The 24,442-nt window shown below is 56.2% G+C and carries 22 protein-coding genes and 6 tRNA genes; 17 read left to right on the top strand and 11 right to left on the bottom strand.

Translation table 11 applies throughout. The features are described 5' to 3' along the window. Positions 1-131: 131 nt before the first annotated feature. Positions 132-1,208, bottom strand: a complete 1,077-nt coding sequence (locus ACZ5AM_RS03670; protein ID WP_464915948.1) for a M24 family metallopeptidase — start codon at positions 1,206-1,208, stop codon at positions 132-134. 5 nt (positions 1,209-1,213) lie between these two features. Next, a complete protein-coding gene (locus ACZ5AM_RS03665) occupies positions 1,214-1,900 on the bottom strand; it encodes a phosphatase PAP2 family protein (protein ID WP_464915529.1) in 687 nt (228 codons plus the stop codon). Between the two features lie 55 nt (positions 1,901-1,955). Between ACZ5AM_RS03665 and ACZ5AM_RS03660 the strand changes: the two genes are divergently transcribed. The 7 genes from ACZ5AM_RS03660 (at position 1,956) to ACZ5AM_RS03630 (ending at position 7,633) form a co-directional block, all read left to right on the top strand. Next, positions 1,956-2,031: transfer RNA gene (locus ACZ5AM_RS03660), tRNA-Asn, on the top strand. A gap of 5 nt (positions 2,032-2,036) precedes the next feature. Continuing rightward, a tRNA-Ile gene (locus ACZ5AM_RS03655) sits at positions 2,037-2,114 on the top strand. Positions 2,115-2,462: 348 nt separating this feature from the next. Then, positions 2,463-2,666, top strand: a complete 204-nt coding sequence (gene hpkA / locus ACZ5AM_RS03650; RefSeq protein ID WP_464915528.1) for an archaeal histone HpkA — start codon at positions 2,463-2,465, stop codon at positions 2,664-2,666. A gap of 66 nt (positions 2,667-2,732) precedes the next feature. Next, positions 2,733-4,007 carry a TIGR04013 family B12-binding domain/radical SAM domain-containing protein gene (locus ACZ5AM_RS03645; protein ID WP_464915527.1) on the top strand — a complete coding sequence of 425 codons (1,275 nt, stop codon included), beginning with the start codon at positions 2,733-2,735 and terminating at the stop codon, positions 4,005-4,007. Positions 4,008-4,082: 75 nt separating this feature from the next. Continuing rightward, entirely contained in the window at positions 4,083-4,475 is a 393-nt protein-coding gene (locus tag ACZ5AM_RS03640) for a toprim domain-containing protein (protein ID WP_464915526.1), read from the top strand. Continuing rightward, complete coding sequence (dnaG, locus tag ACZ5AM_RS03635) at positions 4,472-5,851, top strand: DNA primase DnaG (RefSeq protein WP_464915525.1); 1,380 nt, start codon at positions 4,472-4,474, stop codon at positions 5,849-5,851. The genes ACZ5AM_RS03640 and dnaG overlap by 4 nt, the downstream gene beginning before the upstream one ends. A gap of 66 nt (positions 5,852-5,917) precedes the next feature. Beyond that, positions 5,918-7,633, top strand: a complete 1,716-nt coding sequence (locus ACZ5AM_RS03630) for a glutamate--tRNA ligase (protein WP_464915947.1) — start codon at positions 5,918-5,920, stop codon at positions 7,631-7,633. Between the two features lie 46 nt (positions 7,634-7,679). Here ACZ5AM_RS03630 and ACZ5AM_RS03625 read toward each other — a convergent pair whose 3' ends face one another. The 3 genes from ACZ5AM_RS03625 to ACZ5AM_RS03615 form a co-directional block, all read right to left on the bottom strand. Continuing rightward, positions 7,680-8,975 carry a sodium-dependent transporter gene (locus ACZ5AM_RS03625; RefSeq protein WP_464915524.1) on the bottom strand — a complete coding sequence of 432 codons (1,296 nt, stop codon included), beginning with the start codon at positions 8,973-8,975 and terminating at the stop codon, positions 7,680-7,682. An 88-nt stretch (positions 8,976-9,063) separates the two neighbouring features. After that, positions 9,064-11,556 carry a maltodextrin phosphorylase gene (malP, locus tag ACZ5AM_RS03620; RefSeq protein WP_464915523.1) on the bottom strand — a complete coding sequence of 831 codons (2,493 nt, stop codon included), beginning with the start codon at positions 11,554-11,556 and terminating at the stop codon, positions 9,064-9,066. Positions 11,557-11,654: 98 nt separating this feature from the next. Next, positions 11,655-13,529 (bottom strand): phosphoenolpyruvate carboxykinase (GTP), encoded by a 1,875-nt coding sequence (locus ACZ5AM_RS03615; RefSeq protein ID WP_464915522.1) that lies wholly within the window; start codon positions 13,527-13,529, stop codon positions 11,655-11,657. Positions 13,530-13,703: 174 nt separating this feature from the next. Between ACZ5AM_RS03615 and ACZ5AM_RS03610 the strand changes: the two genes are divergently transcribed. Then, positions 13,704-14,411, top strand: coding sequence for a phospho-sugar mutase (locus ACZ5AM_RS03610; protein WP_464915521.1), 708 nt, complete (start codon positions 13,704-13,706; stop codon positions 14,409-14,411). Between the two features lie 91 nt (positions 14,412-14,502). Then, positions 14,503-15,129, top strand: coding sequence for a dTMP kinase (gene tmk / locus ACZ5AM_RS03605; protein WP_464915520.1), 627 nt, complete (start codon positions 14,503-14,505; stop codon positions 15,127-15,129). Positions 15,130-15,436: 307 nt separating this feature from the next. On the opposite strand, the gene ACZ5AM_RS03600 is transcribed toward tmk, so the two are convergent. Then, positions 15,437-15,524, bottom strand: a tRNA-Leu gene (locus tag ACZ5AM_RS03600). A gap of 110 nt (positions 15,525-15,634) precedes the next feature. On the opposite strand from ACZ5AM_RS03600, the gene ACZ5AM_RS03595 reads away from it, so the two are divergent. Further along, a tRNA-Lys gene (locus tag ACZ5AM_RS03595) sits at positions 15,635-15,712 on the top strand. A 69-nt stretch (positions 15,713-15,781) separates the two neighbouring features. Continuing rightward, entirely contained in the window at positions 15,782-16,960 is a 1,179-nt protein-coding gene (locus ACZ5AM_RS03590) for a DEAD/DEAH box helicase (protein ID WP_464915519.1), read from the top strand. Positions 16,961-17,018: 58 nt separating this feature from the next. Here the strand turns inward: ACZ5AM_RS03590 and ACZ5AM_RS03585 are convergent. The 5 genes from ACZ5AM_RS03585 to aor form a co-directional block, all read right to left on the bottom strand. After that, positions 17,019-17,093 (bottom strand) — tRNA-Cys (locus tag ACZ5AM_RS03585). Positions 17,094-17,112: 19 nt separating this feature from the next. Further along, positions 17,113-17,198, bottom strand: a tRNA-Ser gene (locus tag ACZ5AM_RS03580). Between the two features lie 56 nt (positions 17,199-17,254). Further along, positions 17,255-18,406 (bottom strand): tungsten cofactor oxidoreductase radical SAM maturase, encoded by a 1,152-nt coding sequence (locus tag ACZ5AM_RS03575; protein ID WP_464915518.1) that lies wholly within the window; start codon positions 18,404-18,406, stop codon positions 17,255-17,257. 1 nt (position 18,407) lies between these two features. Next, positions 18,408-18,656: a MoaD/ThiS family protein gene (locus ACZ5AM_RS03570; RefSeq protein ID WP_464915517.1), complete on the bottom strand. Its 249-nt coding sequence runs from the start codon at positions 18,654-18,656 to the stop codon at positions 18,408-18,410. A gap of 71 nt (positions 18,657-18,727) precedes the next feature. Further along, positions 18,728-20,545 (bottom strand): aldehyde ferredoxin oxidoreductase, encoded by a 1,818-nt coding sequence (gene aor, locus ACZ5AM_RS03565; RefSeq protein WP_464915516.1) that lies wholly within the window; start codon positions 20,543-20,545, stop codon positions 18,728-18,730. A 156-nt stretch (positions 20,546-20,701) separates the two neighbouring features. Between aor and ACZ5AM_RS03560 the strand changes: the two genes are divergently transcribed. From ACZ5AM_RS03560 to ACZ5AM_RS03535, 6 genes are all read left to right on the top strand, one after another. Continuing rightward, on the top strand, positions 20,702-21,970 hold the full coding sequence (locus ACZ5AM_RS03560) for an Nre family DNA repair protein (RefSeq protein WP_464915515.1): 1,269 nt from the start codon (positions 20,702-20,704) through the stop codon (positions 21,968-21,970). A 65-nt stretch (positions 21,971-22,035) separates the two neighbouring features. Next, a complete protein-coding gene (locus ACZ5AM_RS03555) occupies positions 22,036-22,233 on the top strand; it encodes a hypothetical protein (RefSeq protein ID WP_464915514.1) in 198 nt (65 codons plus the stop codon). Then, entirely contained in the window at positions 22,230-22,565 is a 336-nt protein-coding gene (locus tag ACZ5AM_RS03550) for a type II toxin-antitoxin system PemK/MazF family toxin (RefSeq protein ID WP_464915513.1), read from the top strand. Before ACZ5AM_RS03555 ends, ACZ5AM_RS03550 begins: the two co-directional genes overlap by 4 nt. Next, entirely contained in the window at positions 22,562-23,704 is a 1,143-nt protein-coding gene (locus tag ACZ5AM_RS03545; protein WP_464915512.1) for an alkaline phosphatase family protein, read from the top strand. Before ACZ5AM_RS03550 ends, ACZ5AM_RS03545 begins: the two co-directional genes overlap by 4 nt. Beyond that, positions 23,695-24,270, top strand: coding sequence for a hypothetical protein (locus ACZ5AM_RS03540; RefSeq protein WP_464915511.1), 576 nt, complete (start codon positions 23,695-23,697; stop codon positions 24,268-24,270). Before ACZ5AM_RS03545 ends, ACZ5AM_RS03540 begins: the two co-directional genes overlap by 10 nt. Continuing rightward, positions 24,257-24,427 (top strand): hypothetical protein, encoded by a 171-nt coding sequence (locus tag ACZ5AM_RS03535; RefSeq protein ID WP_464915510.1) that lies wholly within the window; start codon positions 24,257-24,259, stop codon positions 24,425-24,427. Before ACZ5AM_RS03540 ends, ACZ5AM_RS03535 begins: the two co-directional genes overlap by 14 nt. Positions 24,428-24,442 lie beyond the last annotated feature (15 nt).

Here is a 24,442-nt window from a genome sequence, read left to right as displayed (position 1 = left end):
GGGATTCGACGGAAAAAGGCTGGAACGATCGTTTCATCGATGTTAAACGCCAGGCCGCCTAGAATCAATAATCTAAACACTTCCAAAGCAGTTTAGATCAAAAGAAACGATTAGAAACCAGAGAAATTGTCTCAGAGCACCACGAGCTCCCTGTCGGCCCTCGTCAGTCTCTTTCCTCTACCGTCCTCCACAACGATGTCGTCCTCAATCCTAACGCCGCCGAGGCCCGGGACGTAGATCCCTGGCTCTATCGTGAAGGTCATGCCGTTTTCGAGGATTATCTCTCCATCGGGCCCGATGTAGGGTTCCTCATGCACGTCCAGGCCGAGGCCGTGGCCCGTTCTGTGGGTGAAGTATTCACCGTAGCCGGCCTTTGCTATCGTCTCCCTCGCAGCCCCGTCGACCTCCCTAGCTTTCACCCCCTCCCTAACGGCCCTGTAAGCGTTCTCCTGGGCCTCTTTGACGACGTTGTATATCTCAACCAGTCTCTCATCCGGCCGGCCCACAGCCACAGTACGGGTTATGTCGGAGCAGTAGCCCCTGACCTTTGCGCCGTAGTCGAGGATCACCATGTCTCCCTTCCTGATACGCCTGTTTCCCGGAGCGTGGTGTGGATTGGCCGCGTTTTCGCCGCTCGCCACTATAGGCTCGAACGAGATGCCGTCCGAAAGTTCCCTTATCCTCAGCTCGATTTTGAGGGCAAGCTCGCTCTCGCGCATGCCGAGGATGTCCCAGCTCAGGAGCTCCTCAAAAACATGATCCGCTATCTTAGCTGCGTGCTTCATCATCTCTATTTCCTCGCGGTCTTTCCTCATGCGGAGCTCCCTGATCACGGAGCTCAACGGATAGAGCTCGAAGGAGCGGTTTCCAATGCGCAGGATGTTGATTAGCCAGTCCGCCCTCATGGTGTCCTCGACGAGAAGCCTGCCCTCCGACAGCTCCAGCTCCCCTAGGATCCACGCGAGCTTGTGGTAGGGATTCTCGCCGTCCCTCCAGAAGGTGACCGGAAAGTTCCTGATAGTGTTCTCGTAGAGGCTCGGGGCGAGGAGGTGGTAGTTCCCGTCGGCGTTCACCACCAAGAGGGTGGGCCTCTCACCGGCCTCGTGTATTTGGAGACCAGTCAGATAGAAGAGGTTGGTTCCGGGACTGATGATGGCCCCGTCGAAGCCCCTCTCATTGATCAGGGAGACGAACTTCCCGATGCGCAATCCTATCACCGCTGCAAATTATTCGCGGGAGTTAAAAACCTTCCCGAGTACCGATCCACCAGCCATCCCAAAAGGACGCCCGAGAGGGCATCCCAGACCCAGTGCTCAGCGAGGAGAACCGTGGAAACCGGGATAAGAGCCACAAGGAATGCCAGGATTCTAGCGGGAACTTCCTTCCTCCTGACCAGGGCGAGGAGGCTCACAGTGTCAACTGTGCAGTGGGGTGACGGGAGAACGAACTGGGGTCTGGCACTCCAGCCGGGCGGGGAGTACCTTCGGGGGAGGTCGGGGTAAACGAGATGGGGCGGAAAAACGTGAGCAACCAGGAAGATAGCGCTCAACACCAAAAACGAGACGAGGTAGCTCTTTGCGGTTCTCTCAGCCTCTGCGGGGCTGACGTGGAGGAGGTAAAAGACGGTGCCCACCATAACCCACGTAAAGCCGAGCTTGTAGAGGGTGTCCATCAGGAGGTACAGAGCGGGATGGCCTTTCGTCCACATGAGAAGGCCGAGGACGAAGTCATGAGACGTCCCGGGGAGGCGGAGGAGGAGACGGGTATAATCAACGCTCCAGCGACCAACGACGGGATAGATAAGGCTGTAGAGGGTCCAGTAGCCGTAGGCCACCAGCAAAAGGAGCACGGCCCTGGGAATGCGGGTGGTGGAGGTGCCTTCGTCCATGCCGGATCCCATAGGTGTGAGACCGCAAGATTTATAAATGCACCCTGTATTCCCTACATTGGGTCGTGCCGCCGTAGCTTAGTTGGTAGAGCGCCGGACTGTTAATCCGGCGGTCCCCGGTTCGAGTCCGGGCGGCGGCGCCATCAGTGGGCCCGTAGCTCAGCCTGGTCAGAGCGCGCGGCTCATAACCGCGTGGTCGGGGGTTCAAAGCCCCCCGGGCCCACCATGTTCTCGCGAGTTCCTGGGGACAGTCCTTCTCTCTGATGACCCCGTCAGAAACGTGATAGAGCCGTTTCCAGCCCTTTTTGGAGCCCCAAGCGGATTAACGTGGAATAAAAACCCGGCAGTAACCCCCGCTGAATCGATATTAAAGCCCCCTCAGGGGATTTTCATACTCCACTCAACCAGGCTTTCTTCCGGCCATACTCTGAGCCCTCCGGTGTTTTGGAGTTCTCCCCAATGACCTCCGGCCGATGCTGGATAGAACCCACACAAGCCGCCCAATTCACCGAAACCTTTATATAGTTCCTACGGCCAAAAGGATAGTGAAAATCCCTTTATGGAGGTGGGGAAAATGGCTGAGTTGCCGATTGCTCCAATAGACAGATTGATTAGGAAGGCTGGCGCCGAGAGGGTCAGCGAGGAGGCCGCCAAGGTTCTCGCCGAGTACCTCGAGGAGTACGCAATCGAGATCGCCAAGAAGTCCGCTGAGTTCGCCAGGCACGCTGGCAGGAAGACCGTCAAGGCCGAGGACATAAAGCTCGCCATCAGGACCTGAAACCCTTGGCTTTTCTTCCCGTTTTTGTTCCGTTACGGTTTTAAAGCCACTCTTCAAGTTCCGGACATGCCCGAGATAGCCGTCAGGATGACAAAACGCAACCACAACGCCTTCGTTCACCTTCTAGGGGCCTTGGAGAGCCAGGGTTTTGACCTGGACGAGTTGCTGATAACCAAGGACTTCGGGGAGATACTCAAGGCCAGACCAAAGGTCGTCCTGTACTCCTTCTTCACCGAGGAGATCTGGGGCTCCCTGCAGGAGGAGGTTAAGCTCCTCAAGGGGAGGGGGACACTCTTAATAGCGGGCGGCTACCACGCGATAGCGATGCCGAGGCATACACTAAACCAGCTCGGTTTTGACGTAGCGGTCATCGGTGAGGGTGAGGAGGTTCTCTTCCAGCTCCTCATAACCCTGAAGAAGACGGGCTACAGGGTAACCAGAGACCTTCTAAACATCAAAGGCCTCGCCTTCAACCTCGACGGGGAGTTCGTCTTCACGGGCTTCGCCAAGGTGGAAGACTTCTGGCGCTTTCCGCCCTACCCCGAAAGCGTCCGCCTCATCTCGCCGATTGAGATAACGCGAGGTTGCCCCTTCGGCTGCTACTACTGCCAGACGCCGTACATCAAGGGCTTTAGAATGAGGCACCGGCCGATAGACCAGATCGTTAAGTACTCGAGAAGGATGAGGGACATGCGCTACATCACCCCAAACGCCTTCGCCTACGGCTCGCCAGGGGCGATACTAAAGCTGGACAAGCTCGAGGCCCTTCTCAAGGCACTCCAGCCGCTGAGGAAAGAGGGCAGGAGGCTATTCTACGGCACCTTCCCGAGTGAAGTTAGACCGGAGTTCGTCCTGCCGGAGACGCTTGAGTTGCTCATTGACTACGCGGACAATAGAAGGTTAGCGATTGGTGCCCAAAGCGGGGACGATGCAATGCTGAAGGCCATGCACAGGGTTCACAAGGTAGAGCACGTCCAACGGGCGGTGGAGTACATGCTGGAGTACGGCTTCGAGCCGGTGGTGGACTTCATTGTAGGCCTGCCAAACGAGACTGAGGAGAGCCAGAGGAAGAGCATCGAGCTTATGAGGTGGATAATGCAAAAGGGCGGAAAGGTGCGCGCCCACTACTTCATGCCCCTGCCCGGCACGCCATGGGCAAGGTGCAAGCCGTCCCCACTGAGCGACGAGATGAAGCGCTTTTTAGGCAGGATGGCGGCGAAGGGGAAGATAGAGGGATCCTGGGGGATTCAGATAGAGCTCTCGCGGAGGTTACAGAGGCTCATGGAGGAGTTCTACGAGGAGCCGATGAGCCACACGGTCCCGGTCAGGAACGCATGTTAATCCCACCATCCCTTCCCCTGAACGTACGCCAATAAGCTTATAACCGCATCCGGCCGTTATCAGAACGACGGCGAAATGTACGCCGAAAACTATAAAAGATTCCTGGAGCTTATAGATAAACTGCGAGAGTTTGAGGGGGCCATCATAGTTGAAGGCCTGCGAGACGAGGTGGCTCTGAGAAATCTGGGGGTCAGAGCGGAGATAATAAGGCTGTCGCGCTTACCGCTCGCTGAAATAGCTCTCATCGCCTCACGTTACAAGAACGTCATGATCCTTACCGACTTCGACAGGAAGGGGGAGGAGCTTGCGAAAAAGCTCCTCTCCTACCTCTCGGGATACCCGTGCAGGGTGGATCCAGAGACAAGGAAGGAGCTCAGAAGGATCGTCAAAAAGGACATAAAGGGCGTTGAAGACCTTTACGGCCTGTATCTCTCCGTTTCTGGCCCCCGGTTGGAGGGGTTTCAATGAAGAGGAAGAAGAACGTCCTCCACCAGATTTTGTCCGAAAAGAGAAAGGCAGAAAAGATAAGGGGTGGTAACATGTCGGCCAAAGACGAGTTTGGAACGACCAAGTACATAATCTACGCCGAGTTTGAGGCGAACGGTGTTGTTGAAAGGCCCGACGTCGTCGGTGCAATTTTTGGCCAAACTGAAGGTCTTCTCGGTGACGATCTTGACCTTAGGGAGCTCCAGAAGACCGGAAGGATAGGTAGGATAAGGGTTGAAGTTCACACCAAGGCCGGAAAAACCTACGGAACGATAACTGTTCCTTCAAGCCTCGACAGGGTCGAAACCGCTATTTTGGCTGCGGCACTGGAGACCATAGACCGCGTTGGCCCGGCGGAGGCCCACATAAAGGTTCTCCGCATCGAAGATGTGAGGGCAACGAAGAGGAAGTACATCATAGAGAGGGCCAAGGAGATACTCGAGACCCTCATGGAGGAGGAGATCCCAGAAACGCAGGAGCTCACGGAGGAGGTCAAGAAGGCCGTCCGTGCCAAGGAGCTCATCGAGTACGGCCCGGAGAAGCTTCCGGCCGGACCGCACGTCCCGTTCTCAGACTCGATCATCGTCGTTGAGGGCAGGGCAGATGTCCTCAACCTGCTCAAGCACGGCATAAAGAACGCCATAGCCGTTGAAGGAACTTCGATTCCAGAAACGATAATCAAGCTCAGCAAGGAGCGCATCGTTACTGCCTTCACCGACGGCGACCGCGGTGGTGAGCTGATCCTCAAGGAGCTCCTCCAGGTGGCGGATGTAGACTACGTCGCCAGGGCACCGGAGGGGAAGGAGGTCGAGGAGCTCACTAAGAAGGAGATAGTGAAGGCCCTGAGGAGCAAGATACCCGCGGAGCAGGTCATAACCGAGATGTTCCACAGGGGGAAGAACTTCTACGAGATCCTGAAGGAGAAGGAGAGGGCAAAGGCCGTGGCCCCGCAGGCCGAGAGGCCCCATCAGGAAGCCCCCAGGCACGTCCCCCAGCCAAAGCCGGAGGTAGAGCAGAGGCCAAAGGAGAGGGAGGAGGCCAAGATAATCAGGCCCATCCACCAGCCAAAGAGCTCGGAGCTCCAGAAGTTCGAGAAGTTCATAGAGCGCGTGAAGAAGGAGCAGACGGCGGTGCTCCTCGACGAGAACATGAACGTTATAGCCGAGATCCCGGTCAGGGATCTGCTCAACACCATCTCCAGCAGGGACAACGTTCATGCAGTCGTCTTCAACGGGATAATCACCCAGAGACTTATCGACATAGTCAGCGAGAACAACGTGAAGTACCTCGTCGGCGCCAGGAAGGCCAACGTCGTCAGGAGGCCCATAGACCTCAAGATCCTGACCTTCGCCGAATGATTTTCCTCTTTCTGCCCGGGGAGTAGGTTTATAACTTCCCCGTCTCTTCTTCTCCCGGTGGTGAAGATGGTCGAGGAGCTCATCTGGAAGTACGCGCTGGTTAACGCTTACACCCACAAGGGGAAGGCCAACCCCAAAGCCGTTATCGGCAAGGTTCTGGGCGAGAACCCCGAGCTTAGACCCAAGGCGAAGGAGATAATCCCGCTCGTTAATGAGGTCGTTGAGAAGGTGAACGCCCTATCGCTCGAGGAGCAGGAGGCAAAGCTGAGGGAGCTTTACCCAGAGTTCTTCGAGGAGAAGAAGACAAAGAAGGAGGAAAAGAAAGGTTTGCCCCCGCTCCCTAAGGCCGAGAAAGGAAAGGTCGTTACCCGCTTCGCCCCGAACCCAGATGGAGCGTTCCACCTAGGAAACGCCCGTGCGGCAATCCTGAGCCACGAGTACGCGAGGCTCTACGGCGGCAAGTTCATCCTCCGCTTCGACGACACAGATCCCAAGGTCAAGAGGCCCGAGCCGAAGTTCTACGACTGGATTAAGGAAGACCTTGAGTGGCTCGGCTTCAAGGTGGACGAGGTACACATCGCCAGCGACAGGCTTGAGATATACTACGAATACGCCGAGAAGCTGATTAAGATGGGGAAGGCCTACGTCTGCACCTGCCCGCCCGAGAAGTTCCGCGAGCTGAGGGACAAGGGGATCGCCTGCCCGCACAGGGACGAGCCGGTTGAGGTTCAGCTTGAAAGATGGAGGGAGATGCTGAACGGCGAGTACAGGGAAGGAGAGGCCGTTGTCAGGATAAAGACAGACCTCAAGCACCCGAACCCCGCTGTAAGGGACTGGCCGGCCCTGAGGATAATCGACAACCCGGACCACCCGCGCGTCGGCGACAAGTACCGCGTCTGGCCCCTCTACAACTTCGCATCTGCCATAGACGACCACGAGCTTGGCGTTACCCACATCTTCCGCGGGCAGGAGCACGCTGAAAACGAGACGAGGCAGAGGTACGTCTACGAGTACCTCGGCTGGGAATACCCGGTCACGGTGCACCACGGGAGGCTCAGTATAGAGGGCGTCATCCTCAGCAAGTCTAAGACCAGGAAGGGTATCGAGGAGGGCAAGTACCTCGGCTGGGACGACCCGAGGCTCGGAACGATCCGCGCCCTCAGAAGGCGCGGCATAAGGCCAGAGGCGATAAGGGAGCTCATCATAGAGGTCGGCCTCAAGAGGAGCGACACGACGGTGAGCTGGGACAACTTAGCTGCAATAAACAGGCGCATAGTCGAGCCGATAGCGAACCGCTACTTCTTCGTCGCCGACCCAATCCCGATGTACATAGAAGGCTACGATGAAGAGTTCACAGCCGAGATACCGCTCCACCCGGATCACCCCGAGAGGGGAACGAGGAAGCTCAAGTTCGTTCCTGGTAAGCCGGTGTACGTTTCCAAGGACGACATGGAGCTGTTCAAGCCGGGCAACTTCCTTCGCTTGAAGGACCTCTTCAACGTCGAAATCTTCGAGGTCAGCGAGGACGGCATCAAGGCCAGATTCCACAGCGTCGACTACGAGATAGCCAGGGAGAACCGCTGGAGGATGGTGCACTGGGTCACCGAAGGACGGCCCTGCGAGGTTCTCGTTCCAGAGGGGGACGAACTGCTCGTGAGGAAGGGCCTTCTTGAAGCCGATGCTGACGTCAAAGTCGACGACATCGTCCAGTTCGAGCGCTTCGGCTTCGTCAGGATTGACGAAGTTGGAGAGAAGGTCGTGGCGATATTCGCCCACAAGTGATCCTCTTTCTCATTTTTCTGAGCTATTTGGAGAAAAGGAAAGGGAGCTAGACGTTCTCGGCCCCCTCAGGGAGAAGCCTGTCACCAAAGAATCCAAGGAGGGCTATGAAAACCGCCAGCACCAGCGAGACGTAGTAAACCCCGCCCAGCTTTATGTCGTGGTACGACTGTATGAGGAAGCCGATGGCGAAGATAATTGCCGAGAGCACGAAAACCGCCAGCTGTATCCGGGTCGGCTTCTCCCTGCCGGCTATGACAGGGTAGGCCTCGAACACAGCAGTTGCCAGAATTGCCGTCGTAACTGCCTTGAGGAGCATGTCGGCCATCGACGGCGGGGAGTCGAGGATCCCAATTACGGCCACCACCCCCATGAGGTAGAGGGCCGACTTCGTCCTGCCCACTTTAGCTATCGACTCCATTATCTGAACGCCGATCTCGGAGACAGGTAGGAGACTGGTGAGGCCGGCCATGAAGACCGTCAGACCGAGGATGGCAAGTATGAACGGGTGGCCCGAGAGCAGGTCGGGGAGGTCGCCCATAAGGCGTATCGCCTGCTCCTCCCCTCCGCTGGCGTAGATGAAGAACTCCCCGGGGTCATAGGGGGTAACCGCGTATATAACCGCAAAGGTCGAGAGGACGCTTATGATGAACTGGATGAGGACACCGGTCCCTATTATAAGCTTGGCGTTGAAGCGCTCGTTCATAAAGCTACCCAGCATTATGTAGAAGCCAAACCCGAGGCCCACACCGTAGATGGCCCTCTCAGCCGCCGCGCGCACCATCTCGTAGGAGACGGGCTTCCTGGCGGTCAGCATGGTCTCCGCTGTGCTTAGGAACATGGGCGTTTTGGGGAGCTGGGTCTTGAAGAGGATCACCAGCAGCGGAACGAGGATGACGAGGACGAAAGCTCCCACCGCCATTATAGTGAAGGTCTTCTCCTTGGCGCGGGTTATCACGAGCAAAACGACGCCTATCATCAAGAGCTTCGCTATCAGCCTGCCCAGTGTTCCCGTCCCGAGAACAGGCGAGAGCAGGGCCAGCCCGGTGTTGGCGGTGTAGTAAGAGAGGAACGTCACGACGACCGTGAAAATCGCTATTATCATCCCGGGCTTTTTGGAGACCTTGGTGTAGAGCTCGGTAAAGTAATAGCCGGATCTCATTACGCTCTCCGCCTCTAGTATGGCCAGGTACGTAAACACCGCTAGGAAGACGACGTGGAGCGCCAGACCGGTGATCCCATACTTAAGCCACATCTGGGGGAAGAGCCCGAGGGTTCCTATGCCCGTTGCAAACCCGGCCACCAATACCATCAGGTACAGGGTCCACTTCCTAATTTGATCCATGCCCCACACCTCCGTTTTATCTCTTTGATTTCTACGCGAGATGCTTAAAACTTTATTCGCGGCATCTTCAAGAAATGTGAAAAAGGGATCAGTCGATGCCCTTCCACTTCACGAGTCCCAGGAGGAACCTGTGGGGGAGCTTCTCGTGGTGGGGATGAACCCTGAGGGCGTAGTGCCAGCAGGGGTCTCCGAGGTGCCTGAGGGCGCTTCCCTCGTACACGTAGAGCCATTCGTTGTCCCCAGCCTCCTGGGGATGCCTAAGCTCGACTATGTGGGGCTTCTCTATCTCGTAGCCCTGGGCCCTGACACCGTAGTAGAGCTCCACCTTAACGTCCTCGGGGTTGAGCCCATCGAGGTAGAGGACGGCCTCCATCCTGCCGTCGCTCACCCTGACGTCCCTTATCTTCACGTTGTCCCAGGCGGAGGTAACGCGGTCCTTCCAAGCCGCTATCTCCCTCGCACCGCTGTAGTTCTCCCTGCTGAGCCAGATGTGGTTGCTCATCGCCTTCGAGTAGAACTTGTCCATGTACTCCTTGACCATCCTGTGCGTGCTGAAGCGCGGGGCTATGCTCTTTATGCTCTCCTTCATCATGTAGATCCAGCGGGCGCGGTTCCCGTAGTAAGTCGGGATAACCTCGTCCTCCAGGAGGCGGTAGAGGGACTCGGCGTCCTTTACGTCGTCCTCCTCGGTCTCCGGCTCGGTGGTTTCCTCCCCAATGACCCAGCCGTTCTTGCCGTTGTAGCCCTCGACCCACCAGCCGTCGTAGATGCTGACGTTCAGAACCCCGTTGAGGCCGGCCTTCATGCCGCTTGTCCCGCTCGCTTCAAGCGGTCTGCGCGGGTTGTTGAGCCAGACGTCAACGCCTGCCACCATCAGCCTCGCGCTCCCCATGTCGTAGTTCTCCATGACGAATATCTTGCCCCTGAACTCGGGCATCTGACTGATCTCGTACACACGCTTGAGGAACTCCTTTCCGCCCTCGTCCATTGGATGCGCCTTCCCACCGAAGACAAGGTACACGGGCCTCTCCGGGTTGTTGAGGATTTTCTTCAGCCTCTCAAGGTCGCTCAGGATGAGCGTTGCCCTCTTGTAGGTCGCGAAGCGCCTGGCGAAGCCTATTATGAGTGCGTTCTCGTCCATCGCCGGTATGGGGTCGTCTATTCCAAGCCTCCTGTTCCTCTCTATGGCCTTCCTCCTGAGGAGCTCTATGAACTGCCTCTTGGCCTCTAGGTGGGCCTCCCAGAGCTCTTCATCGGGGATCCTCTCCACCGCGTACCATATGCCCTCTATGTTGGTGTGCTCCCTCCAGACCCTGCCGATGTAGCGGTCGAAGAGCTTCCTCATGCTGTTGTGAACCCACGTCATTGTGTGGACGCCGTTGGTTATGCCCTCGATGGGTATCTCGTTGAGCGGAACCCCTGGCCAGAGATCCTTCCACATGCGCTTGCTTACCTCGGCGTGGAGCTTGCTTACGCCGTTGACGTAGCTCGAAGTCCTTATAGCCAAGAGTGTCATGTTTATCTGATCTCCCTCGCGCCCGAGCTCTAGGAGTTCCTCCCTCCCTTCAAGGAACTTCGAAAGCCTTTTTCTGACTTCTTCGATTGGGAACCTGTCGTGGCCCGCGGGAACGGGGGTGTGGGTGGTGAATATTGTAGTCCCCCTGACGACGCTCAAAGCTTCCGTGAACGTCAGGCCCTTCTCCATGTACCAGGCCATCCTCTGAAGGTTCGCAAAGGCAGGATGTCCCTCGTTGAGGTGAACGACGCCGGGCTCTATGCCGAGGGCCCTCAAAAGCCTCATCCCACCGATTCCAAGGAGTATCTCCTGCTTTATCCTCTTGTCGATCTCGGCGTTGTAGAGGTAGTCGCAGATGGTTCTGTCGTCGGGACCGTTCTCGGGGACGTCCGTGTCGAGGAGGTAGAGCTTGACCCTTCCGACGCTGACCTCAAAGGCCCTCGCGTAAACGACCCTGTCCTCTATGGGAACCTCGATGAGGAGCGGTTTTCCGTCCTTGCCGAGGACGGGCTTCATGGGCATCTCTTCGGGCCTGTACTCCGGGAATATCTCCCTCTGCCTTCCTCTCTCGTCGATCTCCTGCCGGAAGTAGCCGTGCTTGTAGAGGAGGCCAACCGCTATGAACGGAAGACCGAGGTCGCTGGCTGTTTTAACGTGGTCTCCGGCCAGGATTCCAAGGCCGCCCGAGTATATCGGGAGGCTCTTGCTTATCCCGTACTCCATACACAGGTAGACTATCGGCTTGTCCCACTTCGGATAGTTCGTGGAGAACCACGTTGATCTGGGGTTCATGTAGGAGTTGAACTGATCCATCACAAGCTCGTAGAGGTTCATGAAGTCGTCGTCCTTGAGGAGCTCCCTGAACCTGTCGTGGGGGGTGTCGAGAAGAAGCTTGACCGGGTTCTTGTACTCGCGCCAGTGCTCAGGGTCTATGTACTCCCAGAGCTTGGTGGCGCGTCTGTTCCAGCTCCACCAGTAATTATAGGCCAGATCGGCGAGATCCCCCAGGGGATACGGGAGCTTCGCCCTTATTGAATCCTCAACTGCGTGGGAAACTTCGGCCATGGCAACCACCTTATATCATCGTGGGTGATACCTAATCGTTCACGACCTTAAAAAGTCTGCCTCTCGGCGGATGACGAAGGAAGAATAGAAGAGGGAAATCAGGCCCCCTCGAGGGTGAAGGGGCTGATGTAGTCGCCGTACTTTTCCCTGGCCTCAAGCAATCTCTTCCGCTCCTCCTCGAGAACCTGGAACAGCTCCTCTGGCACGTTGTCGAGCTTTCTGTAGGTCTCTTCGATGCGGTCAATCTTGGCGAGCAGCTCGGGAACCCTTATCGTGAACTGCTTCTCATAGGCTTCTCTGCTGTACTCCTTGTTCAGAACCTCCCTGAAGAGCCTTCTCAGGTCCCCGTACTTTGGTATGTAGCCTATCGGGCTCTCTATCGCGTCAACGTCGCCGTGGACTCTAAGCTCCATCCACTTGAGCCACACGGCTTTGTCCAGTTTGTGGTTGAGCCAGTTGCCTTTCTCATCACGGAGGAAGTAGTTGACGGCGAATATCTTCGGCGTCTTCCTGACGCGCTTCTCGAAGTCGAGGTAGTTCCTTATGTAATCTCCAAGGTGCACGCTCATGAAGTCGAGGATGGCCATCGGGTTGAAGGCCCTAACGCCTTCCTTGCCGAGAGTTGCGGCTGTAGTCTCGCTCTCAAGGGAGGCTCCCATCGTTATGACCCCGTGCTTCCAGTCGAAGGCTTCCCTCACTGGCGGCCAGGTGTCCTTGTCGCGGCCGCCGAATATCATTCCGCCGACCTCAACGCCGCACGGGTTCTCAAGGGCTTCCAAATCGGCGTTGGGAAAGTGCTCGAGCGATACCGTGAAGCGCGCGTTCTTGTGGCTGGGCGGTATCTCGTTGCCCTCCTTGTCCCTCTTGCCTTTCCACCACTTTCCGCTGTGGTTCTCCCCCTCGTCCGGAATCTCAACGCCCATGTCGTTCCAGTAGGGCTTGCCGTCCTTTACCAGAACGTTCGAGAAGATTATCTCGACCGGCGAGTGGAGAACCTGCCATATTATCGGGTCGTCCTCAGGGTTGACGCCCTGGATGATGCCGAAAACGCCCTTCTCGACGTTAGCTCCCCTGGCCACTCCATTGACGGGCAGAATGAAGGTCAGATCGTCGCCGACTATGTTCTCCCAGGATATCATAGCAGTTGAGGTCTTTCCACACATGCTTGGATAGGCGCCGGTGAAGTAGGTCTTCCTGCCGTGCGGGCCGTTCACGCGCATGAGGAACATGTGCTCGCTGAGCCAGCCCTCCTCGACGGCCCTCTTGATAGTAAGGCGGAAGGCGAGCTTCTTGAGGCCTATCGTGTTCCCGCCGTACTGGGTGTTGACGGAGTAGACCGTCTCGTCCTCGAGGTCGATGTAGATTCTCCTCTTGTCGAGGTTCTTGCTCGTCTTCCTCTCGTCGAGCTCCCCAGCCGAGTGGACGAAGCGGAAGAAGCGGGCCTGCCTACCGAGGCGTTTAAACTCCTCGTAGCCCTTCCTGTAGAGGATGAACTCGGAGTGGGCAACGTAGGTTGAATCTGTGAGCTGGACCGCCGGAATCGTGAAGATCGAGTTCTTTGGCCCGAGAACGAAGAAGCAGACGAAGAGCTCTTTGCCCTTCATAACGCCCTTCATGAGCTCGCGTATCTCCTTCAGGCCCTCTTCCCTGTCCTTGGTGTTGATGTAGGGGAGCTTCTTTCCTCCTGGGGTTAATATAGCGGTGTTGGCCTTGTCCCTGGCCTGGTCGTAGTAGTTGTCGTAGTGGACGGTGTGGTTGAGGGTTTCGAGCATCCTCTCTTCGCCATAGTAGAGGGCCTTCCAGCGGACGTAGGCCTCGTCCTCCGGGCTGTCGGTGCAGACGAAGACCTTATCCGGTTCGAGCCACTCAATCCATTCCGCCAGAAACGCGTGCAGCTCCGGGTTGTCTATCGCCTTTATCTTCTCAAACTGCTCTTTATCGAGGAGCTTTTCAAGCATTTCAAGGGGCTCCATGTTATCGCCTCCGGGAAGAGTTGAGCGATGTATTAAAATAGTTTGCCGGCAACTTTAGGTACCACGGGGAATACTTAAGAGCATCAGGCCACAAAGTTTATTACCTGCCCGGACGAGTTTATGGAGGAAACATTGAAAAGCATAACACTCACGGTGATATATGGAGGTGAAGGTATGGAGCTGTACCACTCAGAAAAGTTCAACCCAGAGGAGCTCGCCCTTCTCGGCAGGGCCATAGGAACAGTTGCCCACGGCACGACGATAGTCGGAAGGGACGGAAGGGCGCTATCCAGGTACGGGAAGAGGGCGATGGTGGTTGGCATAGTCAGCACCGGCTCAACTATAATGGACGTTCGCCTCATCCCCCTCATAGCCCTGAAGGACTTCGCCCACAAAAAGGGCCTTCCCCTGGCCTACGTCTACTACTACAACGGGGTGAGGGTCGAGGTAAGCGGACTGGACGTGGACGAGATAGAGACCATCCTCGAGAGCAGGAGCTTCATAGAGGCCCACCCGAGCGACATAGGCGCGACGGTTTACTACCCCAACGCCCTCGACGACTTCATGAACGACCTTCTGAAGAAGTACAGACTCAAACTGAAGAAGAGGGTTCTCGTCGACGCTATGAACACCCCGGCGGTTCTGTTCTTCCCGCGGTTGTCCGATGCGCTGGGCCTCGAAGTCGAGATAATAAACGACATGATGACCAGCTACCTCCCACCGAAGCCTAAGGAGGTGTTCCTCCACAAGCTGAGGAAAGAGGGCTACGACTTCGGCCTGAGGTTCAGGCCGGACGGCTACGTTGAGCTCCACAGTGAAGGGGAGGAAATCGAGTTCGGAAGCATGTGGAACCTGCTCGAGTACATCAAGAAGAACCTCTGACCTTTCGTTTTGACATTCTTGGCAACCGCCGGGAGGGCAACCATTAAAAGGGACGCCCTCCACCTCACTCCAGGTTCTGGGGGTGAAAGAGGTGGGAATTTTTGTGGTGATAGAGGGCATCGATGGCGCCGGTAAATCAACCCAGGCCAAACTGCTGGCCAGATGGTTTAATGAGAGGGGGTACGAGGTTATCCTCACAAAAGAACCCACGGACACGGCTTTTGGAAAGCTCATAAGGAGGCTCGTCCTGACCGGGGGGAGGGAAGGCATAATCGATGGGGCCAGGATAAGCCACGAGGCCGAGGCCCTCCTCTTTGCGGCCGATAGGGCCGAGCACGTCCACAAGCTGATAAAACCGGCGTTGGAAGCTGGAAAAGTCGTCATCTCGGACAGGTACTTCTACTCATCCCTCGCGTACCAGTGGGCGAGGGGACTGGACCTCGAGTGGCTGATAGACCTCAACAGGTTCGCCGTGAGGCCCGACCTGGTTATCCTCCTCGACCTCCCCGTCAAGGAGAGCATGAAGCGCATAAACGGGAGGAGCATAAAGACGGAGTTCGACAAGATCGTTGAGCTCCAGAAGAAGGTCAGGGAGAACTACCTGAAGCTTGCCGAGATGTTCCCGGAGATGCGCATAGTAAACGCCCAGAACAGCATCGAGGACATCCACAACGACATAGTAGGCCTTATCGAACAGGAGATCTGCGGAAGGACCTGAGTTTGAGGGTTAGCCCCTTCTACCAAACTTTGTGGATGAGGTTTGATTCAAGGGGCAAAACCAACCGTATCTGGACGGAATTTGAATCTCTAGAAGAGGAGAGGCACCTCATCTTCCACCATCCGTAAGGACGCTTGAACGAGGGTGAAAGCGGCGCTGAAGCTTTGCAGTGCAAAGTTATTGGGGGTGTGGGGGCGTTAGCCCCCCAGTAGTTTAAGAGAGAAAGAGGTTTTGTGGGGCGTAGCCCCATTTCGGGGGTTTGAGAGTACAGAGAGATAAGGGGGCGGAGCCCCCTTGTCTTTCGTTATGGTGCGGGGGCGGGGATTTGAACCCCGGAACCCCTACGGGACGGGACCCTCAATCCCGCGCCTTTGACCAGGCTCGGCAACCCCCGCGTTGCCAGATTATAACGCTCGAAGAGGCTTTATAAAGTTTTCTGTAAGCTGAACGTCCCGGGCGACCAAAAAATTTATAAAGCAACCTCCCGTCTATGGTTTCGGGTTGAGGGCCGGTAGCTCAGCATGGTTAGAGCGCGGGACTCTTAATCCCGTGGTCGGGGGTTCGAATCCCCCCCGGCCCGCCAGACCGCGTTTCTTCTCGACGCGTTCCGCTTGAGAAGGGATGCGTTTGAGCAACGTAAGGAGCTAGGAAAATGAGTTTTGAAAAATTAGGCTTATCCGAGGCCACCCTAGTGGCAGTCAGGCAGAAGGGTTTTGAAAGACCAACGGACATCCAGAGGGAGGTCATACCGCTCCTCCTCTCCGGGAACAGCGATATAATCGGCCAGTCCCAGACCGGGACAGGGAAGACGGCCGCTTTTGCGCTCCCGATAATCGAGGCGATTGATCCAAAGGTAAAGGCCGTCCAGGCGATAATCCTCACACCCACGAGGGAGCTAGCTTTGCAGGTGGCGGACGAAATCAAGAGCCTCCGCGGGAGAAAGAGGGTTTATGTCTACGCGGTCTACGGCGGCCAGCCGATAGGACCGCAGATAAGGGCGCTTGAGAGGGGCACGCACATTGTAGTTGGAACCCCCGGGAGGGTTCTCGACCACATAAGGCGCGGCACCCTCGACCTAAGCGGCGTTAGGTTCTTCATCCTGGATGAAGCCGACAGGATGCTTGACATGGGCTTCATAGACGACATAGAGGCCATAATGAGGAACGCGCCGGAGGAGAAGCGCATCCTCATGTTCTCGGCGACGATGCCGAGGGAAGTCCTCCTTCTAGCCAAGAGGTACATGAGGAACCCCGAGGTCGTCATAGTCAGCAGGGACGAGCTCGTCCCGGAGATGGTCGAGCAGGAGTACGTCGAGGTACTGCCTGCCAGGAAGTACGGGAAGCTGAAGGAGGTTCTTACCGAGGACTTCTACGGCATAGTCTTCTGTCAGACCAAGGCGGAGACCAGGAACCTGAGCGAGAGGCTCAGGAGGGACGGCTACAGGGCGGAGGCCCTAAACGGCGACATGAGCCAAGCGGCTAGAGAGAGGACCTTCAAGAGGTTCAAGGACAGGAAAACAAAAATTCTAGTCGCCACAGATGTAGCCGCTAGGGGGCTGGACGTGAGGGACATCACCCACGTGGTCAACTACTCCATCCCAATGAACCCGGAGCAGTACATCCACAGGATAGGGAGAACCGGGAGGATGGGCAAGAGGGGGAAGGCGATAACCTTCCTCCAGCCTGGGGAGGTCAGGAGATTTAGGTACATAGCCCGGGACGCCGGGGTCGAGGTCAGGAGATCCCCGCTGAGCGAGAAAGTTCCAAGGGAGTTCAGGAACGAGGAGCTTGAAAGCGAGTACCGCAGAAGGTGGGGCAGGAGAAGGTATTAGCCGCTTCCTGCTTCCGTTTTTAACTGGCAGAAAACCTCTTTTGAAACGGGCTGAAAACTGGAGCCGGGAGGGGGATTCGAACCCCCGTAAAGCGGATCTGCAGTCCACCGCCTCACCTCTAGGCTATCCCGGCATTTGAACCCAAGAAAATTTGGCGCCGCGGAGGGGATTTGAACCCCTGCGGCCAACGGCCACCGGCTTAGCAGGCCGGCGCCCTACCAGGCTAGGCTACCGCGGCACTCCAGTGCCCGAGTTATATGAGCCTGGGAGGGTTTTTAAGCTTTTTGGAAGCCCTCAGTAGAACTTCCCGAAGTTGTGCTGCGGAATCGGGCACTGGACTATTCTTCTCGACCACAGGCAGTCCGCACAGCTCGGCTCGTTGCCCCAGCAGTCTATGTCCGTAGTCTTAACGAAGTCGCAGGCGTCCACCAAAGGACAGTCGGTGCACGAGGGGTACATGTAGTTCTTCATCGTGAAGCGGAACCAGGTGTACTTCTCGCTCGTCCAGATCTCGGCCAGGCTCTTCTCCCTCACGTTGCCGAAGGAGTAGGCGTTGACCTTCTTCTTCCTGCCGAAGATGTACTCGTAGTAGGAGTGGAGGAAGCGGTAGCACGGGGCAACCTCGCCGTCCCACCTGACGACGGCCACGTTGTTCTCGTCGAAGTCGCAGGAGCGCTCGGTTTTGAGCTCGAAGTAAGGCAACTTAATGTAGATCCCGTTGTTCGCTATCTTGTAGAGTTCATCTAAAATGGGCTTCATGTCGACGCTGCCGTCGTAGACAATGTCTTTAGTCTGCTCCTCCGTCAGCGGTAGGAGGTTCGAGACCAGCATGGAATCGACGCCGAGATCGAGCAGGAAGCGCGCCATGTCCGGCAGCTGCCGATAGTTCTCCTTCGTGACGACCACCTCAACGCCGATGCTCGGCCTGTGAGTTCCGTACTCCTCGCGGTACTCAACGAGCTTCCGTATTTTATCCGCCGTAACCGCGGCCGCGATATGGCCTAGGGTTATGGCGTTTTGGGCAGTAGGGACCGCGTCCATTGAGAAGTATATCAGCTCGACACCGAGCTTCGCGAACTCGCGGAGCATGTCGTCCGTCAAAAGCGTCCCGTTGCTGCTCATTCCGAGGGCAAAACCGCGCTTTTTAACTTCTCGCACCATGTCCATGAAGCGCGGGTGAACGGAGGGCTCGCCGATCCCGCCGAAGTATATCATCTTGAGGTCGGGGAACTCCTCGGCGTCGTCGAGTATCTTGAGGAACAGCTCCCAGTCCATGTCGCCCTCCTCATCCTCCCAGTACTGCTTGAAGCACATCTCGCACTTTAAGTTACAGCGGCTCGTGACCTCGATGTAGAGGTACTTCATGTCGAGCTTGGGCTTTACTATCACCTTCCCGTCCCAGAGGGAGAAGGTGTACTCCTTGTCCAGGGTGAACTTTATGCCCATCTCAACCGCCTCCAGCGGGTGGGAATATGCTCACGGTGTCCCCATCGGAGAGGGGAGTTTCAAAACCCCGGAGGTGCTCGATGTTCTTTCCGTTCACCAGGATTATGTACCCCTGCTCTAGCTCCCTTTTGAAGCCCGGAAACATTCGATCCAGCTCCTCCAAAAGCTCCGCAACGGTCTTAGGGCCGCTTATTTCCAGCTTCCTCTTTCCAGTAAACTCGATGAGGGTCGCAAAGAGCTTAACTAACACCCGGATCACCTTAAGCCGAGTTCTTCTCGGACAGGCATAAAAGAGTTACTGGACAAAAATGGGAAGAAGAGTCACATAAACTCGTCTATGCCCAGCTCCTTGGCCTTCTCTGGGGTGATCCTTCCGTCCTCGGTCCAGCCGCGGAGCTTGTAGTACCTCGGTAGCATCTCCTTTAAGCGGACAACGTGGCCCTTGTTCGGGCCCTCTGGCATCGGCTCCTCTAAGAATCTCTTCGGAAGGGTGTCGTCCTTGAGCGGGTCGAGTCCGGCCTTGAGGTTGAAGAGCCTCTCGGCGTTCCAGATGCGCTCGCCTATCTTGAGGTAGTCTTCAGTTGAGAAGTCCCAGCCGAGGGCGGCGTTGAGCATGTCGCGGTAGTCGTCGGCACCGAGGCCGAAGGTCGTGAACAGACAGAGGCCGGCGGCATCTATCACCGCGCTCAGATCCTGGAAGACGATGAGCATCTTTATCTTGTCGTCGCTTATGTCGTGCGGGTCCATCTTGTACGGGTAGCCGAGGATCTCAGGGCTTATCATGTAGTTCTTGATGTGACAGCCACCGCGGTTGTTGGTTGCGTAACCGAGGCCGTGTCCCTCAGCACCACGCGGATCATAGGCAGGAAGTTCAAGCTTCTTGACGCTCATCGAGAACTCGGGGTGGCCGTACATCTCGGCGAAGCGGTAGCTTCCCTCGGCGAGCTTGTCACCGATGCCCTTCCTGTAGGCTATCTTCTCGATGTAGTAGTGGAGGACCTCGGTGTTGCCCCACCTGAAGGGCGGGGCGTCGCCTAGCTCTTCGTCGGTAATGTAGCCCTTCTCGTAGAGCTCCATCGCAGCGGCTAAAGTTCCACCGGTCGAGATGGTGTCGAGGCCGAACTCGTCGCACTGGTGGTTGGCCTCGATTATGCTCGCGAGGTCGTTTATGCCTAGGTCTGCTCCCAGGGCCCAGATGCTCTCGTACTCCGGTCCCTCGGTAACCCCCACGGTCGGAAGCTTGTTGACCCTGCCGCAGCCTATCGGACAGGCGTAGCACGGCTGGTTTCTTATGAGGTACTTCGCAGTCATCGCCTCACCGCTGTGCTCATAGGCAAGCTCAAAGACTCCGGTCTGGAAGTTCCTCGTCGGGTAGAGGCCGTTCTCGTTTATTATGTTGACGAGGACGGCGGTACCGTACTTCGGAAGTCCACCGCCGGCAACCGGGTCGTTCTTGAGCTTGTTTATCTTCTCCCTGACGGTGAGCATGAACTTCTGCTTGTCCGCTATCGGGACGCGCTTGCTTCCCTCGACGGCTATAGCCTTGAGCTTCTTGCTACCCATGACCGCACCGACGCCGGCCCTTCCAGCCGCCCTGTGGCCGTCGTTCATAACGGCGGCGAACTTGACGAGGTTCTCCCCGGCAGGGCCTATGCTGGCTATGTGGAGCTTCTTGCTCCCTATCTCCTTTTTGAGGGCCTCCTCGGTTTCGCTAACGAGCTTGCCCCACAGGTGGCTGGCATCCCTGATCTCGACGTTGTCGTCTTTGATGTAGATGTAGACCGGGTTCTCGGCTTGTCCTTCGATGATTATTCCGTCCCAGCCGGCGAACTTCAGCTCGGCACCGAAGTAGCCACCGGAGTTCGCCATTGTTATGAAGCCCGTGGTTGGGCTCTTGGTCACGACGTTGTACCTTCCGCCGGTCGGAGCGCTGGTTCCGCTCAACGGGCCGGGAGTTATTATCAGCTTGTTCTCAGGGCCCAGCGGGTCCGCCTTAGGGTCCATCTCCTTGAGGAGGAAGTATATTGCAAGCCCCCTGCTCCCTAGCCACTTCTTTGCGAGTTCTTCGTCATACTCCTCGACCTTCACCTCCCCAGTGGAGAGGTTCACGCGCAGAAACTTACCCCAGTTGCCGTACATAAAGACACCTCACGACAAATGAGTACATTGGAGTATATAAAAGTTTAGGAAAACACAGCCATAAACGGAAATCGTTTTTGTTAGCCATCAATGCTTACAAAAAGTCTTCAAGTCACCGAGGAAATCCATAAATACAAAACCTCTAAGGCTTCACTGATGAACCCCCAGATCTTCAACTCGAAACTCTGTGCCATCTGTAAGGGCAGAAAACTCCTCTGCGGCAGGCCGACCTGCCCGATTCTCGAACGCTTCAGGGTAGCCCGCAGTGTTGAGGGGAAGCTGAACAAGCGCCACCTCTTCGGCTCCTCCCCACCGAGCATCTTCGTCGGCGAGTACGGCTATCCAAAGGTCAGAATCGGCCCCCTCGTTCCGCCCATCGAGGGGAAGACCGACTACCTCGACAACCCGCTCAAATGGGAGGACAAAACGATAAGGGACATCCTCTACTACCGTTCTCTCCTCGTTATGGGTGAGACCAAGGCGGATGTCCACGTGAGGAAGAGTGGCAGAGTACTGGGTGAAGTTCAAGAGCTGGCGATGAGCGTTAAGCCCGTCGACAGCGAGATTCTCCTCAAGAAAAAGCCCGTCCTCAGGGTTCTCCCGAGCGAGTTTGCACCCCCGGTCGGGCCTAAGGCCGAACTTCTCGACTTCGAGCTGACCGAGAACCCAAAAATCCCCCGCAGGACTGACTACGTGGTGAGCGACGAGCTGAAGGCGGAGCAGGCCATAATGAGGCTCTACAACTGGGGCTTCGATGAATACTATATCATAAGGCTCCTTTCTGCTGGCCTACTCGGCGTGGACAAGAAGCTCGTTCCCACCAGATGGAGCATCACAGCAGTGCAGGACACGATAGGAAAGAACCTGCGGCGCGAGATCCTTCACTATCCACTCATCAACCACTACGAGGTCTACTTCTACCGCTTCATGGGCAACCGCTATGCGGTACTGCTGATGCCCGAGAGCTACGCCTTCGAGCTTTTGGAGGTCTGGCTGAAGGGCTCGCTCTTCGGCGCTTCGGAACCCAACGTCATCCACGACTACGAGGACTTCAGGGGCAGAAAGGAATACGTCAAGGAAACCGCCGGTGCTTATCACGCGGCAAGGCTGAGCGTCCTTGAAGCTTTGCGCGAGAGAAAGAGGCAGGCCAGGGCCGTTGTTTTCAGGGAGGTCACCCCTGAGTACTACGCACCAGTGGGAGTGTGGCAGATAAGACTGGGGGTAAAGAAGGCGCTGGGCAATCCAATAGGCCGCTTCGAGACCCTCAACGAGGCCTTGGAAGCTATCAGGAGGCGCCTCGAACACCCGTTTGATAAGTACCTCCAGAGGAGCTACATCCTCGGCAGCCTCGCGAGGCAGAAGACGCTGGATGAATGGCTCGGAAAGAATATATACCGCCTGGACAAAGGAAAAGCAGGTGGATGACGACCACTCCATCCCACTGAACCGTGATGAGTGCACGTCAGGCCGACACCGTTGGAGGTGATAAAGTGGAAGGGATTGATGTCGTTAGGGAACTCATTAGAATTGAGAGGAAACTTGAGAACATAGAGAAGCTCCTTTACGAGTTGCTCGAAGCGGAGGAGAGCTACGCCATAATGAAGCTCTCGGAGGAATCCCTAAAAGATTTCCTCGAAGACGAACCTGACCTTTATTCTGAAGAAGACCTCAGGGTGAGATACAGATGAAGGGAAAGATAGTCCTCGTACCGTTTCCATTTACAAGCCTAAAGGGCACTAAACTTCGCCCTGCTCTTGTGCTGTTTGAAGACAGAAACGACGTTACACTCGCCTTTATCTCCTCAAGGGTTGAGCACTATAACTCCAAAACTGACGTTCTAATTGAACAGGCCCATCCCGAGTTCCACCTAACTGGTCTCAAAGTTTCATCTTTTGTTCGGCTCACAAAGATAGCGACAGTTCAGAAGGATATCCTTATCGGCGAGCTTGGAGAAATTGGACCACTTCTCAAAAAGGAGATAAATCAAAAGATATGTTCACTTTTGGGGTTTGAACCATGAGAAAGAAGCTCGCCCTCATAAGCCTCGACGGGAACGGGGTTTACAACCTCAAGCACATGCCCTTCCTGAGCGAGTTAGCTGAAAGCGGCGACTTTGCGGTCGTTGATTCCATCTTCCCAACGCTCACAGATTTGGTTCACACGAGCGTGATGACGGGGGTTTGGCCGAAGGATCACGGAGTGGTCGAGAACGGCTACTACGACCGCTTAAGCGACAGAAAGGTGAACTTCTACGACTATGAAATAGCGTTCAACCCGCACAAGGTCATAAAGGCCCCGACCATCGTGGACATACTCCGCCAGAGAGGGGTTAGAACCGCCGCCGTCAGCGGTTACACCATGCCGCCCTTCAGCGGGACCGACGTGAGGATTTTCCCACCCTTCTTTGCTGGCGATAGGATGTACCGTCAGCATGGTCGCGATTGGAGGAAGGACGTCTGGGTTATGAACTCGGCTCTCTACCTCTATGAGGAATGCAAGCCCGATTTGCTCCTCGTCCACTTCGCCTCGATAGACGGCATGAGCCACGATTACGGTCCGGAAAGCGAGGGAGCTTTAAAAGCGGTCGAGACAGTAGATACCGCCGTCCGGACCCTGTGGGAGCGGTTGAAGGACGAGTATGCGTTCATAATCTTCGCCGACCACGGACAAGAGGAAGTGCACACCTGGGTGAACCTGAGGGTTTACCTCAAAAAGCACGGCGTTGAGACGCTTCGCGTTTCCTCCGGTGGCGGCGTTCACGTCTATTTGAGGAACCCAAACGAGGCCGAGGAAGCCTTCGAAGTCCTGAGAAAAGCGCCCGGTGTTGGGGAGATCTTCTTCCGCGACGAGCTTCCCCACCTCGATACTCCAAACAGCGGTGAGCTAATTGTTTCAGCCAAGCCCGGCTACTGGTTCTGCTCCCACGGGATGTGCAAGGGGGTAAAAGGAGTAAGCCACTGGGTCAGGGGCATGCACGGGTCAATGAACGAGCCCGTCGTTAAAGTTCCGCTCATTCTATGGGGCTTTGAGAGGGCAGACCTTGAAAACGCCTCTCTCATGGACATAGCGCCGACGATTCTGGACTTTTTCGGCGTTGAGAAGCCGGCAAACATGGTTGGGAAGAGCCTAATACAACGGGGGGATTTGGAATGGAGCTGAACCTCTACCTCGGTGAGGTAACACTTATGGACCTGACCTCTGGCGGGATGAGGGATCCCTTTGAAATCTTCAGGGTGGGAAAGGAGATGGATATAGAACCGGCCATAGGGGTTTCCATAGATAAAGTGGAGATCCTGAAAGAGGCAACCCCTTCAATAGAGCCGCTGAACGACAGCGGGCTGTACAGGATAGTGGCTAGAATCCTCGGCGGGTATGCGAGGATTCTGACTCCTAAGGGAGAATTTCAATGCCCCGACGGGAAGGAGGAAACCTTCTGGGGGGAAGTGTACTTGGCCGTGGACTTCGGGGTTGTTTCGCGGCTTATACTCAACGTCCCCGTTCCCTGCAGGGTCTGCAGAGAGAGCGAGAACTCTTTCGTTTACGTCCCAATTGAGGAGAAACTCACGGAAAAGATGACGTTCAGAAGGGGAGAGTACGTGAGGGTAACTGGCTGGCTCTCCCCGGTGTTCGTGGACTTCTGGCAGGCGGCCATTATAGTGAGGTCGTTTAGAGGGATTATCAGAGGGTTCAGGACGTTGGATGAAAACAGGGGTGTGCACGGTTGAGGTTACTGGAAAAGGAAACGGTCTCCCGAGGAAGGGTAAAGGCTTCATGGTCTTTGAGGACTTCGCCTACGACAGGTACTACGCCAGCTCCTCACCGAGAATAGACGATCGGAATGACTCCTTCACGGTTTGGTTCGGGAAAGCGGAGCTTGGGTAGTGGGTATTAGCTGCA

The sequence above is a fragment of the Thermococcus fumicolans genome, from assembly GCF_055386755.1.
The sequence above is the reverse complement of the archived record's forward strand: the minus strand, read 5'-3'. Positions and strand labels throughout refer to the sequence as shown.

Coding starts and splice junctions, on each gene's coding strand:
- ACZ5AM_RS03640 (WP_464915526.1), top strand. CDS start 4,083: ATGTACGCCGAAAACTATAAAAGATTCCTGGAGCTTATAGATAAACTG.
- ACZ5AM_RS03665 (WP_464915529.1), bottom strand. CDS start 1,900: ATGGGATCCGGCATGGACGAAGGCACCTCCACCACCCGCATTCCCAGG.
- ACZ5AM_RS03590 (WP_464915519.1), top strand. CDS start 15,782: ATGAGTTTTGAAAAATTAGGCTTATCCGAGGCCACCCTAGTGGCAGTC.
- ACZ5AM_RS03615 (WP_464915522.1), bottom strand. CDS start 13,529: ATGGAGCCCCTTGAAATGCTTGAAAAGCTCCTCGATAAAGAGCAGTTT.
- ACZ5AM_RS03540 (WP_464915511.1), top strand. CDS start 23,695: ATGGAGCTGAACCTCTACCTCGGTGAGGTAACACTTATGGACCTGACC.
- ACZ5AM_RS03645 (WP_464915527.1), top strand. CDS start 2,733: ATGCCCGAGATAGCCGTCAGGATGACAAAACGCAACCACAACGCCTTC.
- aor (WP_464915516.1), bottom strand. CDS start 20,545: ATGTACGGCAACTGGGGTAAGTTTCTGCGCGTGAACCTCTCCACTGGG.
- ACZ5AM_RS03545 (WP_464915512.1), top strand. CDS start 22,562: ATGAGAAAGAAGCTCGCCCTCATAAGCCTCGACGGGAACGGGGTTTAC.
- ACZ5AM_RS03575 (WP_464915518.1), bottom strand. CDS start 18,406: ATGGGCATAAAGTTCACCCTGGACAAGGAGTACACCTTCTCCCTCTGG.
- ACZ5AM_RS03550 (WP_464915513.1), top strand. CDS start 22,230: ATGAAGGGAAAGATAGTCCTCGTACCGTTTCCATTTACAAGCCTAAAG.
- ACZ5AM_RS03625 (WP_464915524.1), bottom strand. CDS start 8,975: ATGGATCAAATTAGGAAGTGGACCCTGTACCTGATGGTATTGGTGGCC.
- ACZ5AM_RS03630 (WP_464915947.1), top strand. CDS start 5,918: ATGGTCGAGGAGCTCATCTGGAAGTACGCGCTGGTTAACGCTTACACC.
- dnaG (WP_464915525.1), top strand. CDS start 4,472: ATGAAGAGGAAGAAGAACGTCCTCCACCAGATTTTGTCCGAAAAGAGA.
- malP (WP_464915523.1), bottom strand. CDS start 11,556: ATGGCCGAAGTTTCCCACGCAGTTGAGGATTCAATAAGGGCGAAGCTC.
- ACZ5AM_RS03560 (WP_464915515.1), top strand. CDS start 20,702: ATGAACCCCCAGATCTTCAACTCGAAACTCTGTGCCATCTGTAAGGGC.
- hpkA (WP_464915528.1), top strand. CDS start 2,463: ATGGCTGAGTTGCCGATTGCTCCAATAGACAGATTGATTAGGAAGGCT.
- ACZ5AM_RS03610 (WP_464915521.1), top strand. CDS start 13,704: ATGGAGCTGTACCACTCAGAAAAGTTCAACCCAGAGGAGCTCGCCCTT.